General features: G+C 70.3%; 17 protein-coding genes. 8 read left to right on the top strand and 9 right to left on the bottom strand.

Annotation, left to right across the window (positions count from 1 at the left end):
- Positions 1-63 precede the first annotated feature (63 nt).
- A complete protein-coding gene (locus tag C5H89_RS02365; RefSeq protein WP_104105495.1) occupies positions 64-954 on the bottom strand; it encodes a glutamate ABC transporter substrate-binding protein in 891 nt (296 codons plus the stop codon).
- A 29-nt stretch (positions 955-983) separates the two neighbouring features.
- Positions 984-1712: an amino acid ABC transporter ATP-binding protein gene (locus C5H89_RS02360; RefSeq protein WP_205304843.1), complete on the bottom strand. Its 729-nt coding sequence runs from the start codon at positions 1710-1712 to the stop codon at positions 984-986.
- 157 nt (positions 1713-1869) lie between these two features.
- On the opposite strand from C5H89_RS02360, the gene miaB reads away from it, so the two are divergent.
- A complete protein-coding gene (miaB, locus tag C5H89_RS02355) occupies positions 1870-3354 on the top strand; it encodes a tRNA (N6-isopentenyl adenosine(37)-C2)-methylthiotransferase MiaB (protein ID WP_104105493.1) in 1485 nt (494 codons plus the stop codon).
- 4 nt (positions 3355-3358) lie between these two features.
- On the opposite strand, the gene C5H89_RS02350 is transcribed toward miaB, so the two are convergent.
- From C5H89_RS02350 to C5H89_RS18790, 4 genes are read right to left on the bottom strand one after another with little or no spacing between them, the layout of a single operon-like run.
- Positions 3359-3715 (bottom strand): hypothetical protein, encoded by a 357-nt coding sequence (locus C5H89_RS02350; RefSeq protein WP_104105492.1) that lies wholly within the window; start codon positions 3713-3715, stop codon positions 3359-3361.
- Between the two features lie 7 nt (positions 3716-3722).
- Positions 3723-3974, bottom strand: coding sequence for a hypothetical protein (locus tag C5H89_RS02345; protein WP_104105491.1), 252 nt, complete (start codon positions 3972-3974; stop codon positions 3723-3725).
- A 2-nt stretch (positions 3975-3976) separates the two neighbouring features.
- Positions 3977-4450 (bottom strand): NUDIX domain-containing protein, encoded by a 474-nt coding sequence (locus C5H89_RS02340; RefSeq protein ID WP_240181650.1) that lies wholly within the window; start codon positions 4448-4450, stop codon positions 3977-3979.
- Positions 4447-4590: a hypothetical protein gene (locus C5H89_RS18790; protein ID WP_162799173.1), complete on the bottom strand. Its 144-nt coding sequence runs from the start codon at positions 4588-4590 to the stop codon at positions 4447-4449. Before C5H89_RS18790 ends, C5H89_RS02340 begins: the two co-directional genes overlap by 4 nt.
- A gap of 63 nt (positions 4591-4653) precedes the next feature.
- On the opposite strand from C5H89_RS18790, the gene miaA reads away from it, so the two are divergent.
- The 7 genes from miaA (at position 4654) to C5H89_RS02305 (ending at position 13946) form a co-directional block, all read left to right on the top strand.
- Complete coding sequence (miaA, locus tag C5H89_RS02335; RefSeq protein WP_104105490.1) at positions 4654-5571, top strand: tRNA (adenosine(37)-N6)-dimethylallyltransferase MiaA; 918 nt, start codon at positions 4654-4656, stop codon at positions 5569-5571.
- A gap of 200 nt (positions 5572-5771) precedes the next feature.
- Positions 5772-6320, top strand: a complete 549-nt coding sequence (locus tag C5H89_RS02330; protein ID WP_104105729.1) for a dihydrofolate reductase family protein — start codon at positions 5772-5774, stop codon at positions 6318-6320.
- Positions 6317-7126 carry a diaminopimelate epimerase gene (dapF, locus tag C5H89_RS02325; RefSeq protein ID WP_104105489.1) on the top strand — a complete coding sequence of 270 codons (810 nt, stop codon included), beginning with the start codon at positions 6317-6319 and terminating at the stop codon, positions 7124-7126. The genes C5H89_RS02330 and dapF overlap by 4 nt, the downstream gene beginning before the upstream one ends.
- Positions 7127-7148: 22 nt before the next feature.
- Positions 7149-7925: an SDR family NAD(P)-dependent oxidoreductase gene (locus tag C5H89_RS02320; protein WP_104105728.1), complete on the top strand. Its 777-nt coding sequence runs from the start codon at positions 7149-7151 to the stop codon at positions 7923-7925.
- Between the two features lie 89 nt (positions 7926-8014).
- Positions 8015-9520 carry a GTPase HflX gene (gene hflX, locus C5H89_RS02315; RefSeq protein WP_104105488.1) on the top strand — a complete coding sequence of 502 codons (1506 nt, stop codon included), beginning with the start codon at positions 8015-8017 and terminating at the stop codon, positions 9518-9520.
- Positions 9521-9632: 112 nt separating this feature from the next.
- Positions 9633-11903, top strand: a complete 2271-nt coding sequence (gene secD / locus C5H89_RS02310; protein ID WP_104105487.1) for a protein translocase subunit SecD — start codon at positions 9633-9635, stop codon at positions 11901-11903.
- A gap of 30 nt (positions 11904-11933) precedes the next feature.
- Complete coding sequence (locus C5H89_RS02305; protein WP_240181649.1) at positions 11934-13946, top strand: ATP-dependent DNA helicase; 2013 nt, start codon at positions 11934-11936, stop codon at positions 13944-13946.
- On the opposite strand, the gene C5H89_RS02300 is transcribed toward C5H89_RS02305, so the two are convergent.
- The 3 genes from C5H89_RS02300 to C5H89_RS02290 form a co-directional block, all read right to left on the bottom strand.
- A complete protein-coding gene (locus tag C5H89_RS02300) occupies positions 13940-14671 on the bottom strand; it encodes a sulfotransferase family 2 domain-containing protein (protein WP_104105485.1) in 732 nt (243 codons plus the stop codon). The genes C5H89_RS02305 and C5H89_RS02300 overlap by 7 nt on opposite strands.
- Before the next feature lie 56 nt (positions 14672-14727).
- Positions 14728-15456, bottom strand: a complete 729-nt coding sequence (lexA, locus tag C5H89_RS02295) for a transcriptional repressor LexA (RefSeq protein WP_101525319.1) — start codon at positions 15454-15456, stop codon at positions 14728-14730.
- 92 nt (positions 15457-15548) lie between these two features.
- Positions 15549-16340 (bottom strand): GNAT family N-acetyltransferase, encoded by a 792-nt coding sequence (locus tag C5H89_RS02290; protein WP_104105484.1) that lies wholly within the window; start codon positions 16338-16340, stop codon positions 15549-15551.
- Positions 16341-16642: the final 302 nt, after the last annotated feature.

Below are 16642 nucleotides of genomic sequence, written 5' to 3'. Positions count from 1 at the left end.
GGGCGCCCAAGAGTCCTTGGGCGCCCGCCGCAACCGTGTCAGTGGTGCTGGGTCATGCTCGGGTCAGGCTGCCGGGCACTCGTCGATCGCCGGCGGCTCGGGGGTCTCGACACCGGACTGGCCCAGGGTCGCCTCGAACGCCTCGTCCCAGGCGCCGCTCTCCTCCGCCTCGGTGAGGGTCTCGGAGATCCACTCGCACATCTCGGGACGGTCCAGGCTGTAGCCCACGCCGTACCGCTCCTCGGAGAAGGGGTCCACGACGACCTTGAGCTCGTCGGGGTTCTCCGCGGCGTACCCGAGCAGGATCGCGCCATCGGTGGTCATGGCGTCGACGGTGCCGTCGAGGACCTGGTCCACGCACTCGGAGTAGGTGTCGAAGCCACGCGGCTTCGCGCCCTCGGCCTTGATGTTGTCCAGCGAGGTGGACCCGGTCACGGAGCACACCTCCATGCCCTTGACGTCGTCGATGGTCTCGATGTCGCTGTCGGAGCGGACCAGGAGCTGCTGGCCGGTGACGTAGTACGGGCCGGCCTGGCCCACGACCGTGCGGCGCTCGTCGGTGATGGAGTACGAGGCGATGACCAGGTCGACCTGACCCTCGGTCAGGAACGGCTCGCGGTTGTCGGAGATGGTCTCCTGCCACTTGATCTTGTCGGCCGGGATGCCGAGGTCGGCGGCGAGGATCTTGCCGATCTCGGGGTCGAAGCCCTTGGGGGCGTCGTCCGTGGCCCCCTTGAAGCCGATGCCGGGCTGGTCGAACTTCACGCCGATGGTGATGGCGCCGTCCTCGGCCAGCTCCTTCATCGCGGTGCCGTCCTCGAACTGCTCGGCCGCGTTCTCCGAGACCTCGACCTCAGGCGCGTCCGTGTCGTCCTCGCCGGCGTCGCCGCACGCCGCCAGGCTGAGGGCCAGGCCCGCTGCCATCACGAACGCCTTGCTCCTGGTGAATCGCATGTGTTCTCCCTTTTTTCCGTTGAGCCGGTTCAGTTCTTGAGGATCTTGCCGAGGAAGTCCTTGGCGCGGTCCGAGGACGGGTTGGTGAAGAACTCCTCGGGGGTGTCCTCCTCCACGATCGCGCCGGCGTCCATGAAGATCACCCGGTCCGCCGCGGTGCGGGCGAAGCCCATCTCGTGGGTGACCACCACCATCGTCATGCCCTGCTGGGCGAGGTCGACCATGACGTCGAGGACCTCCTTGATCATCTCAGGGTCGAGCGCGGAGGTGGGCTCGTCGAAGAGCATCACCTTCGGCTCCATGGCCAGGGCACGGGCGATCGCCACGCGCTGCTGCTGGCCGCCGGAGAGCTGGGCGGGGTACTTCTGCGCCTGGTGGGCCACGCCGACGCGCTCGAGCAGCTCCATCGCCCGCTTCTCGGCCTCGGCCTTGGGCTTCTTGCGCACCTTGATCGGGCCCAGGGTGACGTTCTCCAGGATCGTCTTGTGGGCGAAGAGGTTGAAGGACTGGAACACCATGCCCACCTCGGCGCGCAGGTTGGCCAGGGCCTTGCCCTCGGCGGGCAGCGGCTCACCGTCGAGCCAGATGCCGCCGGAGTCGATGGTCTCGAGCCGGTTGATGGTGCGGCACAGGGTCGACTTGCCCGAGCCCGAGGGCCCGATGACCACGACGACCTCGCCGCGCTTGATCGCCAGGTCGACGTCCTTGAGGGCGTGCATCTGCCCGAAGTACTTGTTGACGCCCTGCAGCACGACCAGCCCGTCAGCACGACGCGTCTCGTCCACCTTCTTGTCCACCACTGCCATGGGGGGAACCTAGCCGCAGATGGCACGGATGGGCCATCGGAGGATGGTCCATCGAGCAATCTTTGCCGACTCGTAACCAGAGGGGACGGCGCCGTAGGCTGGTGCGGCCATGACTCGCACGTACGAAGTACGCACCCACGGGTGCCAGATGAACGTCCACGACTCCGAGCGCCTCAGCGGGCTGCTGGAGGACGCGGGGTACGCCGCCGCACCCGCGGGCCAGCAGGCCGACGTCGTGGTGTTCAACACCTGTGCGGTCCGCGAGAACGCCGACAACAAGCTCTACGGCAACCTGAGCCAGCTGGTGCCGGTCAAGGCCCAGCACCCGGGGATGCAGATCGCGGTGGGCGGCTGCCTGGCCCAGAAGGACCGCGCCACCATCGTGGAGAAGGCGCCCTACGTGGACGTCGTCTTCGGCACCCACAACATCGGCTCGCTGCCGGTGCTGCTCGAGCGCGCCCGGGTCGCCGAGGAGGCCCAGGTGGAGATCCTGGAGTCGCTCTCGGTCTTCCCCTCGACGCTGCCCACCAAGCGCGAGTCGGCGTACGCCGCGTGGGTCTCGATCTCGGTCGGCTGCAACAACACCTGCACGTTCTGCATCGTGCCCTCGCTGCGGGGCAAGGAGACCGACCGTCGGCCCGGCGACGTGCTCGCCGAGATTCGCGCCCTGGTCGCCGAGGGGGTCAGCGAGGTCACGCTGCTGGGCCAGAACGTCAACGCCTACGGCGTGGAGTTCGGGGACCGGCAGGCGTTCTCCAAGCTGCTGCGGGCCTGCGGTGAGATCGAGGGCCTGGAGCGGGTCCGGTTCACCTCACCCCACCCGGCGGAGTTCACCGACGACGTCATCGAGGCGATGGCCACGACCCCCAACGTGGTGCACCAGCTGCACATGCCGCTGCAGTCCGGCTCCGACCGGATCCTCAAGGCGATGCGCCGGTCCTACCGTCAGTCCAAGTTCCTCGGGATCATCTCCCGGGTGCGCGCGGCGATGCCGGACGCGGCGATCACCACCGACATCATCGTCGGCTTCCCCGGCGAGACCGAGGAGGACTTCCAGGCCACCCTCGACGTGGTCCGGGCCGCTCGCTTCTCCGGCGCCTACACCTTCATCTACTCCCCGCGTCCGGGCACTCCCGCGGCGACGATGGCCGAGCAGGTCGACCCGGCGGTCATCTCCGACCGCTACGACCGGCTGGTCGCGGTGGTCAACGAGATCGCCTGGGAGGAGTCGAAGCTGCTCCTGGGCAACGAGGTGGAGCTGATGGTCTCCGAGGGGGAGGGGCGCAAGGACACCGCGACCCGACGGCTCTCGGGCCGCGGCGCCGACAACCGCTTGGTGCACTTCGAGCCCGACTTCTCCCGGCTGCCCGGGGTGGACGGCGTGCGGCCGGGCGACATGGCCACGGTGCGGATCAGCCACGCCGCGCCGCACCACCTGATCGCCGACGGACCGGTGCTGGCCGTGCGGCGTACCCGTTCCGGGGATGCCTGGCAGGCGCGCACCGCAGCCCCGCCCGCGCCGAGCGGCGTCGGGCTGGGGATGCCGACGGTAGGGGTGCCGGCGGCGCTGCCGCCGGCACCGGTGTGCGGCTGAGCGCTCAGGCGTCGTCGGCGCGAGGCCGCCCCTGGCGCAGGCCCGGGTCGCCGGACTCCGGCTCCTCGCCGGACGAGCGCGGGTCCGCGCTCGGGTAGTCGGACTTGCGGCCCATCTCGGCCGGGTTCTCCTCGTGCCCGCCCGCGGACTGCTCCGGGCCCGGGTCGGGCTCGGGCGGGTTGGGCGAGGCGTCGCGGACCCCGTCGGTGGAGACCTGTCCCGGGCCGGCGGTGCCCACCCGTTCACTGCTGATGCCCATCTCGCCGGCGAGACCTTCCTCGCCCGAGGCGTTGGGGTTCGAGGCCCGCAGCGACTCGCTCACGTCGGGGTCGGGCACTCCGGTCTTGCGCTGCTCGGTCATCTCGTCCTCAGGCCGGGGGCTCGTCGGGGGTGTCGGTCTCGCCGGAGACGGCGCCGTCGCTGGGCGCCTGCTCCTTCTCCGCGTCGGGCTCGGAGATCTCGTCGGGCGTCTTGTCGCGCAGTCCCGCGTTGTGCTGGGGATCCAGGTCGTGCGGCAGCGGGTCCGGACCGGTGGGCTCGACCGCGTCGACACCCCCCGGATAGAGGTCCGGGTCCTCGGTGGTGGGGGTCGGGATTGGGCCCAGGTCGGGGTCGGTCATCACTACTCCTGCTCGAATCCGATGGCGAGGTACTTCTCCCCAGTGCCCAAATTGGCCAGCGCCACACGTTCGTGGGGCACCACCGGCTCGGGGAGGTCGTCCAGGGCGTACCACCGCAGCTCCGCGCACTTGTCCTGCTCCATGATCCGGGGCTCGCCTGCCCAGTCGCGGGCGGTGAAGAAGAAGTCCACCCGCTCGTCGATGGGCAGGTCGCGGGCGGTGCGGTGCATGGTGAACTCGAAGTGCAGGTCTGCCACCTCGATGCCGAGCTCCTCGGCGGCCTCCCGGCGTGCCGCTCCGTACGCCGTCTCGCCACGCTCCACGTGCCCGGCCGCCGCGGCGGCCCAGTGGTCGTCCATGTAGCCGGTGTTGCGGCGCAGCTGCAGGAGCACCTCGTCGCCGCGCTCGCCGCTCCGGCACAGGAAGACGTAGGAGGCAGGGACGACCACGAAGCGCTCGGGGATGGTCGCGCTCACCCCGTGGGAGCGTTGGGATCGCTGGGCGGACCGGACTGGGTGAGACCCTGCTGGCCCTGCGTGCGCGAGGCGGGGAGCTCGCTGTCTGCTTCCTCGACCTGCTCGGCGGTCTGGTCCTCGGCGTCGTCGGGGATTCCCATGGGGCTCTCCACTCCTCGGTGTGCGGTCGTCGTGCGGGATCGGTGCTTTGGAACACTAGCCCCATGCCGTCCGACGCCCCGCCCATCGTCGCCGTGGTGGGGGCCACCGCCGCGGGCAAGACGGGACTCTCCCTGGACCTGGCCGAGCGCCTCGACGGCGAGGTGGTCAACACCGACGCGATGCAGGTCTACCGGGGCATGGACGTGGGCACCGCCAAGCTCCGGGCATCGGAGCGTCGCGGCATCCCGCACCACCTGCTGGACCTGATGGAGGTCACCGAGCCGGCCAACGTGGCCCGCTTCCAGACGCTGGCCCGCACGGCGATCGCCCAGATCCGGGGACGGGGCCGGACCCCGGTGCTGGTCGGCGGCTCGGCGCTCTACACCCGGGCCGTCCTGGACCGGTTCGAGTTCCCCGGCACCGACCCGGTCGTGCGCGAGGCCCTGAACGCCGAGCTGGAGGAGCTGGGATCCGCGGCGCTGCACCGCCGGCTGAGCGAGCTGGACCCGACCGCCGGCGCCAAGATGGAGGTGGAGAACGGTCGTCGCGTGGTCCGCGCCCTGGAGGTGATCGCGCTCACCGGCCGTCCCTACAGCGCCTCCCTGCCCACCTTGGAGTACGTCGACCCGCGCACCGTGCAGATCGGGGTGGACATCGACCGCCCCACCCTGGACCGGCGGATCGAGCAGCGGGTGGCCCAGATGTTCGCCGACGGGTTCGTGGCCGAGGTGCAGCGGCTCCAGACCGAGGGTCTCGCCCAGGGCCAGACCGCGTCGGTGGCGATCGGCTACCGCGAGGTGGCGGCGTACCTGCGCGGCGAGATCGACCTGGAGACCGCCCAGGAGCGGACCGTGTTCGCCACCCGGCGGTTCGCCCGGCGCCAGGACGGCTGGTTCCGCAAGGACCCCCGCGTCTCCTGGGTCGCGTTCGACGACCCGGCGCGGGTGGACCGTGCCCTGGAGCTGGTCGCCGCGCTCTGACCGGCGGCACGAAAAGAGGGGCGGCCCCATGGGCCGCCCCTCAATTTCCCTCCCCAGGACCAGGGTGCAAGACCGGGACCGACTGGTCGACGCGGGCTTACTGGCTGGGAACTTACTAAGAGGTAACCGGTGCTGGGAAGGGCGCGGGCGGCGAACTTCGTGAACTGCACAGGGCCCCGCGCTGTGCCACAGTGGCTCGGGTGGCCACCATCTTCTACACCGCCTCCTCCGTCGACGGCTTCATCGCCGATCCGGGGAACTCGTTGTCCTGGCTGCTGACCCGGGACGTGGACCCGAGCGGCCCGATGGGCTTCCAGGCCCTCCAGCCCCGGATCGGGGCCAGCGTCATGGGGGCCACCACCTGGCAGTGGCTGCTGGACCACGACGAGGTGGGTGCGTTGGGGGAGGCCCGGACCTTCGTGCTCAGCCACCGGGCGTTCGACCTGGTCGACGGGATCACCTTCACCAGCGCCGACGACGAGGCGGCCCTGCGTGAGGTGCACGCCGGGGTCGTGGCCGCGGCCGAGGGCCGGGACGTGTGGCTGGTCGGCGGGGGTGACCTGGTCGGCCAGTTCGCCGACCTCGGGCTGGTCGACGAGCTGTGGGTGCAGTACGCGCCGGTCGCCCTCGGCGGCGGCGCACCGCTGCTGCCGCGCCGCCTGGAGCTGAGGCTGGAGGAGGTCGAGCGCAACCGCGACTTCGCCGTCGCTCGCTGGAGCGTCCTGAACAGTGCGACACTCACCCGGTGACGTATCCGTTCCTGAAGGGCCACGGCACCGAGAACGACTTCGTGCTGCTGCCCGACCACGAAGGCACCGTGCACGGTGACCTCAGCGTCGGACGGGTGCGCGCGCTGTGCGACCGCCGTGCCGGCCTCGGCGCCGACGGGGTGCTGCGGGTGCTGCGGACCCACGCCATCAACCCCACCGACGGCGAGTGGTTCATGGACTACCGCAACTCCGACGGGTCGCTGAGCGAGATGTGTGGCAACGGGGTCCGGGTCTTCGCCCGGCACCTGGTCGAGGAGGGTCTGGCGGACCCCACCGACCCCATCCGCATCGCCACCCGGGCCGGGATCAAGGTGGTCACCGTCGACGGCGACCTGATCACCGTCGACATGGGCTCGCCGGAGGTGCTCGGGGAGTCCCAGGTCTCGGTCGGCGACCGGTCCTGGACCGCGGTGCACGTCGACCTGGGCAACCCGCACGCCGTGGCCTTCGTCGACGACCTGACCGACGCCGGCCCGCTGCTGGTCCCGCCCACCCACGACGAGGCGGTCTACCCCCAGGGCGTCAACGTGGAGTTCGTGGTCGGCTTCGCCGGACCCCACGTCGCGATGCGGGTGCACGAGCGCGGCTCGGGAGAGACCCGCAGCTGCGGCACCGGCGCCTGCGCGGCGATGGTCGCCGCCGCGCTCCGGGACGGCGCCCCGCGCGGCACGACGTACGCCGTGGACGTGCCGGGCGGCACGCTGCACGTCACCTGGACCGAGGACGACCGGGTGCTGCTGACCGGTCCGGCGGTCCTGGTGGCGAGAGGCGAGACCGACCTCTAGCAATCCTCCTATGCTGCCCTCCATGGACATCTCTGGAGCCTCAGCACTGGTCACGGGTGGGTCGTCGGGCATCGGGGCCGCGGTCTGCCGTCAGCTCGCCGCCAAGGGCGCCCGGGTGGTGGTGGCAGACCTCAAGGACGACGCCGGGCAGGCGCTGGCCGAGGAGATCGGCGGCGTCTTCGTGCACGTCGACGTGACCGACACCGCGCAGCTCCAGGCTGCCGTGCTGCGGGCCACCGAGCTCGGTCCGCTGCGGGTGCTGGTCAACTCCGCCGGCATCGGCTGGGCCCAGCGCACCGTCGGTCGCGACGGCGAGTTCGGGTCCGCGCACGACCTGGACGCCTACCGTCGCGTCATCGAGATCAACCTGATCGGCACCTTCGACGCCATCCGGGTCGCCGCCACCGCGATGGGCCGCACCGAGCCGCTGGCCGACGGCGAGCGGGGTGCCATCGTCAACCTGGCCTCCGCGGCGGCCTTCGACGGCCAGATCGGCCAGGCGGCGTACTCCTCCTCCAAGGGCGGCGTCGTGGGGATGACCCTGCCGGTGGCCCGCGACCTCTCCGCGATCGGCGTCCGGGTCAACACCATCGCCCCCGGGCTGATCGACACCCCCATCTACGGCGAGGGCGAGCCGGCTGAGGCGTTCAAGGCCAAGCTGGGTGAGTCGGTGCTCTTCCCCAAGCGCCTCGGCGTCCCCGAGGAGCTGGCCAGCATGGTCGTGGAGTGCGTGACCAACTCCTACATGAACGGCGAGACGGTCCGCGTCGACGGCGGCATCCGGATGCCGCCCAAGTAGCACGGGACTAACGGGTGAGCCGCCGGTGTTCTGGGTACGTCGATTAACGAGTCGCATCAGGTGCGACGCCGACCTACCCTGAAGGGCATATGACGAACGCACGCGACTTCTCCCTCGCCGACGAGCTGGACGCCACCAAGACGTGGGACGGCGACTCCGCTCCGGCCGAGGACGACGACTTCGAGTCGGGCTACACCGTGGTGAGCCCCGAGGACCCGGACCCCGAAGAGCTGACCGGCGGTCAGCAGGACCTGGTCGAGCGGCACGCGCTCAAGCGCGTCGCCGGGCTGTCCACCGAGCTCGAGGACATCTCCGAGGTCGAGTACCGCCAGCTCCGCCTGGAGCGGGTGGTGCTGGTCGGAGTGTGGACCGAGGGCACCATCGCGGACGCCGAGAACTCGATGGCCGAGCTCGCGCTGCTCGCGGAGACCGCCGGCTCGGAGGTCCTCGACGCCATCTACCAGCGCCGCCAGCGTCCCGACCCCGCGACGTACATCGGGCGCGGCAAGGTCGACGGGCTGCGGGAGATCGTGGCCGCGTCCGGCGCCGACACCGTCATCTGCGACGGCGAGCTGGCGCCCAGCCAGCTGAGGAACCTCGAGGACCGGCTCAAGGTCAAGGTCGTCGACCGGACCGCGCTGATCCTCGACATCTTCGCCCAGCACGCCAAGTCCCGCGAGGGCCAGGCCCAGGTCGAGCTCGCCCAGCTGAGCTACATGAAGCAGCGCCTGCGCGGCTGGGGCGGCAACCTGTCCCGCCAGGCCGGTGGCCGGGTCTCCGGCGGTGAGGGCATCGGTGGCCGTGGCCCCGGTGAGACCAAGATCGAGACCGACCGCCGCCGGATCAACGACCGCATCGCCAAGCTCCGCCGCGAGCTCAAGGCGATGAAGGGCACCCGCGACAACAAGCGGGCCCAGCGCCAGCGCAACCAGATCCCGAGCGTCACGATCGCCGGCTACACCAACGCCGGCAAGTCCTCCCTGCTCAACCGGCTCACCGACGCCGGGGTGCTGGTCGACGACTCGCTGTTCGCCACCCTCGACCCCACCACCCGTCGTACGACGACCGCGGACGGCCGCGTCTACACGATGAGCGACACCGTCGGCTTCGTCCGGCACCTGCCGCACCAGCTGGTCGAGGCGTTCCGCTCCACGCTGGAGGAGGTGGCCGACTCCGACCTGATCCTGCACGTGGTCGACGGCTCCCACCCCGATCCCGAGGGGCAGCTGGCGGCGGTCCGCTCGGTGTTCGCCGAGATCGACGCCGGCGACGTGCCCGAGCTGGTGCTGATCAACAAGGCCGACGCCGCGGACCCGATGGTGATCGCGCGGCTGCGTCAGCGCGAGCCGCACAGCGTCGTGGTCTCCGCACGCACGGGGGAGGGCATCGAGGACGCGCTCAAGACGATCGAGCACGAGCTGCCCCGGCCTGAGGTGGACTTCACGGTGCTGCTGCCCTACGAGCGCGGCGACCTGCTCAACCAGCTGCACCAGCACGGCGAGATCGAGTCGCTGGAGCACACCGAGCACGGCACCCTGATCCACGGGCGTGCGCACCCGGACCTCGCCGGCGAGCTGGACGCCTACGCGCAGTGAGCCGCTGAGGCTCGGCGGCACGAGGCGGAACCATGAGGCGGCCCGAGTCGTTGGTCCCTGAGGTCGCCCCCCGATTGGGGGCGGCGTTGCCGCCTGAGGAAAGATGCGTCGCATGTCACGTGGTGCCTGGATCCGCTTCCTTCTCGTCCTCGGTCTGCTGGCCGGCTGTGCGGCGCTCGCGCTCAACAAGGAGCCTCGCCTCGGCCTGGACCTGAGCGGCGGCACCTCGCTGACGCTGCAGACCTCGGACTCGCCGTCGGGGGTCAAGGCCAACGCCGAGAACACCGACCGGGCGGTCGAGGTCCTCCGCGGCCGCGTCGACGCCCTGGGCGTCTCGGAGCCGACCCTGGTCCGCTCCGGCGACAACCGGATCCTCATCGAGCTGCCCGACGTCCAGGACCCCGACCAGGCGGTCGAGACCATCGGACGCACGGCCCAGCTCACGGTGCACCCGGTCGTGGCGGGCGGCCTCGCCAGCGTGGACGCCAAGCCCAGCAAGAAGGGCGACATCGTGGTGCCCAGCGACCAGGGCGACATCCTCGAGCTCGGTCCGGCCGCGCTGGAGGGCAACGACATCACCGGTGCCGACGCGACCCAGCCGCAGAGCTCGACCCAGTGGGTCGTCGACGTCGACTTCTCCAGCCAGGGCTCGAAGGCCTTCGAGAAGCTCTCGGCCGCAGCGGCCTGCGCCACGGGCGACCAGAAGCGCATCGCGATCGTTCTCGACGGTGAGGTCATCACCTCCCCCCAGGTGACGGTGCCCTGTGGTGCCTCGATCTCCAACGCCACCCAGATCGAGGGCAACTTCAGCCTCGAGGAGGCCAAGAACCTCGCGATCCTGATCGAGGGCGGCGCGCTGCCGCTGCCGGTCGAGATCATCGAGCGCCGTACCGTCGGCCCGACCCTGGGCGACGCGGCCATCGAGGCATCCTGGAAGGCCGGGGTCATCGGGCTCCTCCTGACCGGGCTGTTCATCATCGCCGTCTACCGCTTCGTGGGCTTCCTGGCCACCATCGCGCTCACCTCCTACGCGCTGCTCGCCTACGCCATGCTGGTGGGGCTGGGCTCCACGCTGACACTGCCTGGTCTGGCCGGTTTCGTGCTGGCCATCGGGATGGCGATCGATGCCAACGTGCTCGTCTTCGAGAGAGCCCGGGAGGAGTACGAGGACCAACCCTCGGCCGGGCTGCGGCGCGCCCTCATGGTCGGCTTCAACAAGGCGTGGAGCGCGATCATCGACTCCAACGTCACCACGCTGCTCGCCGCCGGTCTGCTGTTCTTCCTCGGCTCCGGGCCGATCAAGGGCTTCGGTGTCACCCTGACCATCGGTGTCGTGGCGTCGATGATCTCCGCGCTGATCATCGCCCGCGTGCTCACCGAGCTGGGGGTGAGCAACAAGTGGGTGGCCCGCCACCCGAAGTTCACCGGCATCGGCGACATCGGTCGGGTGCGCAAGTGGCTGGAGGCGAAGAACCCCAACCTCATGATCCGCCGGGGCCTGTGGCTGGTGATCTCCGGCGTGGTGATGCTGGTGGCCCTGGCCGGCATCTTCATCCAGGGGCTCAACCTCGGGGTGGAGTTCACCGGCGGTCGGGTCCTGGAGTACTCCACCACCAAGACCCTCACCGCCGACGACGCCCGGGACGCCGTGGAGGACGCCGGCTTCCCCACCGCGACGGTCCAGCTGGCCGACGAGGACAAGATCAGCATCCGCACCGGCGAGCTGAGCGACGCCGAGGCCAAGGACATCGCCGCGGCGATCGACGAGGCGGGCGACGGAGCGACGCTGGAGCGCGACGAGGTGATCGGGGCCTCGCTGGGTGACGAGCTGCGCAACAAGGCGCTGATCGCCTTCGGTGTCGCCTTCCTGGCCCAGCTGGCCTACCTGGCGCTCCGCTTCAAGTGGACCTTCGGCCTGGCCGCGGTGGCCGCGATGTTCCACGACGTGGTCATCGTGGTGGGCCTCTTCGCCTGGCTGGGCAAGCCCATCGACGGCATCTTCCTGGCGGCTGCGATGACCATCATCGGTCTCTCCGTCAACGACACCGTGGTCGTGTTCGACCGGGTGCGCGAGCGTTGGCACGGCTCCAAGCCGGGCGAGAAGTTCACGGAGATGGCCAACAAGGCGGCCATCGAGACGCTGCCGCGCACGGTCAACACCGGCCTGGGCACGATGTTCATCCTCGGGGCCCTGGCGGTGCTCGGTGGCGACTCCCTGCAGGACTTCGCCATCGCCCTGCTGGTGGGTCTGATCGTCGGTACCTACAGCTCGGTCTTCACCGCCACCCCGATGGTCACCTACCTGCAGGAGAAGTGGCCGATGAGCAAGGAGAAGAAGGTGCGCGCCGAGCGCGCGCCCGACGACTCCGGCGCCGTCATCTGAGCTGTCGGCAGGCAGGGATAGTGTGCTCGGGTGCCTGATGTCCCCGCTGAGAAGGAGCCCCACGACACCTCCCGCGTGACCGAGGTGCTCGGCGCTGCGGTCACCGCGCTCGGTGGCCAGGAGCGGGCGGGGCAGGTGCAGATGGCGCAGGCCGTCTCCACGGCCATGCACGACGGCCGGCACCTGCTGGTCCAGGCCGGCACCGGCACCGGGAAGTCGCTGGCCTACCTGGTCCCGAGCCTGCTGCACGGGCAGCGCGTCGTGGTGGCCACCGCCACCCTGGCGCTGCAGCACCAGCTGGTCGAGCGGGACATCCCACGCCTGGTGGAGGCGGTCGGCGACCGCCTGGACGCCTCGTACGCCGTGCTCAAGGGGCGTTCGAACTACGCCTGCCTGCACCGCATCCGCGAGGGCGTCCCGGACGACCAGGGCGTCCTGGTGGACGTGCCCGAGGGCACGATGGGCGCCGAGGTGCTCAAGCTGCGGGCCTGGGCCGAGGAGGAGGTCGAGAACGGCGGCACCGGCGAACGGGACAACGCGCCGCGGCACAACGACCGCCTGTGGCGCCAGGTCAGCGTCAACCACCGCGAGTGCCTCGGCGCCGCGCGCTGCGCCTTCGCCGCCGAGTGCTTCGCCGAGCGCGCCAAGGAGAAGGCACACAAGTCGCACCTGATCGTCACCAACCACTCCTTGCTGGCCATCGACGCCATCGAGGGGGTCCCGATGATCCCCGACTACGACGTGGTGGTGATCGACGAGGCCCACGAGCTCACCGCCCGGGTCACCCAGGCCGCGACGGACGAGCTGGCGGTCAACGACGTGGAGCGGGCCGCGCGTCGGGCCAACAAGTACGTCGCGGACCGGGGCGGCGCCAACAGTCCCGCCGACGACCTGGCGGACGCGGCGGACGCGCTGGCGGACGCGCTGGCGATGACGCCCCCGGGCCGGATCGACCAGCGCACCGACCAGCTCTCCGACGCCCTGGTGCTGGTGCGCGACGCGGCGCGGGCCCTGGCCTCGGCCTTCGGCAAGGAGGAGGGCGGCGACGTGGACGCTGCCCGCACGCAGGCCAAGGGCATGGCCCAGGAGGTCTTCGCGACCGCCGAGCGGATGGCGGCGGGCAAGGACTCCGACGTGATGTGGCTCAACGAGGCGCGGGACCGGATCCCCGCTCGGCTGGCGATCGCGCCGCTGCAGGTGTGGGGCCAGATGCGGGACCGGCTGCTGACCGACAAGACCGTGGTCTTCACCTCGGCCACGCTGATGCTGGGGGGCGACTTCAACACGGTCGCCGGCAGCGTCGGGCTCAAGCCGTCCGAGCGGATCGACACCGGTGCGCCCGAGGTCGAGGCCGACGGCGCCCTGCCGTGGCAGGGTCTCGACGTGGGGTCGCCGTTCGACTATGGCCGCCAGGGCATCCTGTACGTCGCCCGCCACCTGCCGCCGCCGGGACGCGACGGGCTGGGCAAGGCCCAGCTCGACGAGATCGTGGAGCTGATCGACGCAGCCGAGGGGCGCACGCTGGGCTTGTTCTCCTCACGGCGGGCCGCCGAGACCGCCGCCGAGGCGGTGCGCGAGCGGCTGCCGCACCTGACCACCCTGGCCCAGGGCGAGGCGCAGCTGCCGGAGCTGGCGCGACAGTTCGTCGAGGACCCGCACACGATCCTCTTCGGCACTCTCAGCCTCTGGCAGGGCCTCGACGTGCCCGGGGAGACCTGCCAGCTGGTGCTGATCGACCGCATCCCGTTCCCGCGGCCCGACGACCCACTGATGAGTGCTCGGCAGCGCGCGGCAGACAAGGCCGGGGGCAACGGGTTCATGCAGGTCGCGGCGACCCACGCCGCACTGCTGCTGGCCCAGGGTGCGGGGCGGCTGATCCGCACCACCACCGACCGCGGCGTGGTCGCGGTGCTGGACCCCCGGTTGGCCACCGCGCGGTACGGCGGCTTCCTCAAGGCGAGCCTGCCGCCGATGTGGACCACGACCGACCCGCAGGTGGTGCGCAAGGCGCTGACCCGGCTGGCCGGCGACTCAGCTCAGTAGCCGAGGATCTGGTAGTCCCGCCGGTACATCGTCTCGACCAGGCTCCGCAGCGAGTCGGAGACCTCGCGGGTGCTGCCAGGGGAGCCGGTCTGGTTCTGGGCCACCGTCGGCACCGCCGGTGCGCCGATGCGGCGGCAGACCTCGGCGAAGTCCTCGTCGAAGGTCTCCAGTCGTCCCACGAAGTCGACCTGGCTGAGGTCGATGAGCCGGGTCTGCAGCGCGAGGTGCTGGTCGGTGCCCGGCACCTGGCCGAGGTCCTGGGCGGCCACCCAGCGGGCGAACTCCTCGACGTCCTGCATCTTGCGGTGCGTGGCCTCGTCGAAGTGGAAGTAGTTCATGTCCACGACCTTGTTGTGCCAGGCCGAGACGAACCGGTCCAACGGGTCGCGGACGAAGGCGAACTTGAAGTAGTCCCCGAACACGTCGATGGGGTAGCGGATCCGCATCGCGTGGTCCACGTCCAGGGGCACCTCATGGGTGGTGAAGTGGTGGCGGATCGTGCGGGTGGCGACCTTGGCCACCCGGAACCAGATGAACCGGTGCTGATGGCCGATGGTGAGGTTGTAGCTCAACGGGGAGAGGCGACTGGACGCGCCGCTGTGGCGGTCCAGCTCCTTGAGGAGGGCCTGGCTCTCGTCGGTCAGCTTGAACCGGTCGTCAGGCTTGGTGCGGAACTGCTCGGAGGAGAGGGCGGCGGGTTCGGCATCTCGTCGGCTTCGTCGCACCGCCGTGAGATTACACGACCCGCCGCCTCGTCTCCGGAGTGGCGACGACCCCTTGCTCAGACGCGGCGCAGGACCGCGGTGACCTTGCCCAGGATGGTGGCGTGGGTCCCGTCGATCGGCTCGTAGGCGTCGTTGTGGGGGAGCAGCCAGACCTGGCCGTCCTTGCGCTGGAACGTCTTGACCGTGGCCTCACCGTCGATCATGGCGGCGACGATCTCGCCGTTGGAGGCTTCGGGCTGCTGCCGGATCACGACGTAGTCGCCGTTGCAGATCGCGGCGTCGATCATCGAGTCACCGGAGACCTCGAGGAGGAACAGCGTGCCGTCGCCCACCAGCTGCTGCGGGAGCGGGAAGACGTCCTCGACGCGCTCCTCGGCCAGGATCGGACCACCGGCGGCGATCCGACCGACGACCGGCACGTAGCGGGCGGCCGGCGCGGCGTCGCCGACACCGGTGGGGTCGAAGATCGTCTCCTCATCGCTGCTCATGGCGCGACGGGCCGCCATCACCTCGGGCAGGAACACCTCGAGCGCCCGGGGCCGGTTGGGGTCGCGCTTGAGGAAGCCCTTCTCCTCCAGCACCTTGAGCTGGTGGGCCACGCTGCTGGAGCTGGTGAGGCCGACCGCTTGGCCGATCTCGCGCATGCTCGGCGGGTACCCACGCTGCTCGATCGCGTCCTTGATGGTGGAGAGCACCCGCTGTTGCCGCGGGGTGAGGCCGGTGGCGTCGGGAGGGCCGTCGGGCAGGGCCACAACCTTGCCCTTGGTCTCGCGCGGGTTGGCCATCCGGTGTCCTCCTGGTGTGGTGCGATCTCGGTGGTCTCACCGTAGTCGTCGCCGGACCGGAGTTCAAACATGTGTTCGAACGGCGTGTTGCCTCAGGTCTGCGGGTGCCACTCCCAGGTCACCACGTTGAACTTGGTGCGGAAGCCCAGGTCGACGTACACCTGGTAGCCCTCGTCGTTGGCGAGCACCGTGGCGGTCCGGGCCTCGGTGTGCGCGGCGCGGTTGAGCATGGTGGCGCACAGGGCCTTCGCGACGCCCCGGCCCCGGGCGTGCTCGCTGGTGCTGACGTTGGCCAGCATCACGCTGGTGCCGCGGCGGTGCATGGTGCTGGCGCCCAGCGGTTCGCCGGTGACCAGGCTCCGGGCGATGAAGAACTGGGTGTCGGCAGGGTCGAGGGTGTCGAGGAACTGCAGGTGCTCGGCCTCAGTGCCTCGGGGTAGGCCGAAGCCGGAGAACAGGATGGAGCTGACAGGTTCGAGGTGGTCGGGCCAGGCGACGTCGATGTAGACGTCGTCCGGGGTCCCGGGATCGACGGTCTCCTGCAGCGCGAGGTGCATCGCCGGGTTCTCGCGAGGCACCATCCCGGCCTGCGCCAGGGTCGCCTCCAGCGCAGGGGTGGTCGTCTTGGGGGTGGTGACCCACCGGAACGGGAGTCCGCGCTCGAGGTAGGGGCCCAGGAGTGCCGGGACGCGGGTCGGCACGTCACGCGCCGAGATGCGCGCGTGCGTGATCACGTTGCCCGCCGGAAGAGGCAGGTGCGACCAGTACAGGATCGCGTCCGGCTCGTGAGTGGTCTGGAAGACGGGGGAGAGGGACATGGCCTGTTGGAGAGCTTCGAGGTCTGCCTCGATGATCGCCATCGGCGTGGTCAGCGTGTCTCGCATGCGGGAGACGCTAGGGGGGCCGCCTAGACAGTTGCATGCCTCAAACTGATGACATCGGCGTAATCGCTAGGCAATGTCGGGTTTCGTGGTGCATTTTCCTCCCTTTCGCGGAGGATCCGCGCTCAGCGCGTAAGGACCGGCGAACCTCGCAGCCGCGACACGGTCGAACACTTGTTCGCACAGATGCTTGATTCATTCGAACATGTGCTCTAACTTCGTACATGTGTTCGATCGAACGTCTGATCGACTCCTCGCAGTCCGCAGATCAGGACTGTCGGCGGAGACCACTAGACATGAGATCA

Origin of the sequence: Nocardioides sp. 616 (assembly GCF_002930065.1) — a bacterium.
Lineage (GTDB): Bacteria > Actinomycetota > Actinomycetes > Propionibacteriales > Nocardioidaceae > Nocardioides > Nocardioides houyundeii.
The sequence above is the reverse complement of the archived record's forward strand: the minus strand, read 5'-3'. Positions and strand labels throughout refer to the sequence as shown.

Coding starts and splice junctions, on each gene's coding strand:
- C5H89_RS02365 (WP_104105495.1), bottom strand. CDS start 954: ATGCGATTCACCAGGAGCAAGGCGTTCGTGATGGCAGCGGGCCTGGCC.
- miaB (WP_104105493.1), top strand. CDS start 1,870: ATGACTCGCACGTACGAAGTACGCACCCACGGGTGCCAGATGAACGTC.
- C5H89_RS02350 (WP_104105492.1), bottom strand. CDS start 3,715: ATGACCGAGCAGCGCAAGACCGGAGTGCCCGACCCCGACGTGAGCGAG.
- C5H89_RS02345 (WP_104105491.1), bottom strand. CDS start 3,974: ATGACCGACCCCGACCTGGGCCCAATCCCGACCCCCACCACCGAGGAC.
- C5H89_RS18790 (WP_162799173.1), bottom strand. CDS start 4,590: ATGGGAATCCCCGACGACGCCGAGGACCAGACCGCCGAGCAGGTCGAG.
- miaA (WP_104105490.1), top strand. CDS start 4,654: ATGCCGTCCGACGCCCCGCCCATCGTCGCCGTGGTGGGGGCCACCGCC.
- C5H89_RS02320 (WP_104105728.1), top strand. CDS start 7,149: ATGGACATCTCTGGAGCCTCAGCACTGGTCACGGGTGGGTCGTCGGGC.
- hflX (WP_104105488.1), top strand. CDS start 8,015: ATGACGAACGCACGCGACTTCTCCCTCGCCGACGAGCTGGACGCCACC.
- secD (WP_104105487.1), top strand. CDS start 9,633: ATGTCACGTGGTGCCTGGATCCGCTTCCTTCTCGTCCTCGGTCTGCTG.
- lexA (WP_101525319.1), bottom strand. CDS start 15,456: ATGGCCAACCCGCGCGAGACCAAGGGCAAGGTTGTGGCCCTGCCCGAC.
- C5H89_RS02290 (WP_104105484.1), bottom strand. CDS start 16,340: ATGCGAGACACGCTGACCACGCCGATGGCGATCATCGAGGCAGACCTC.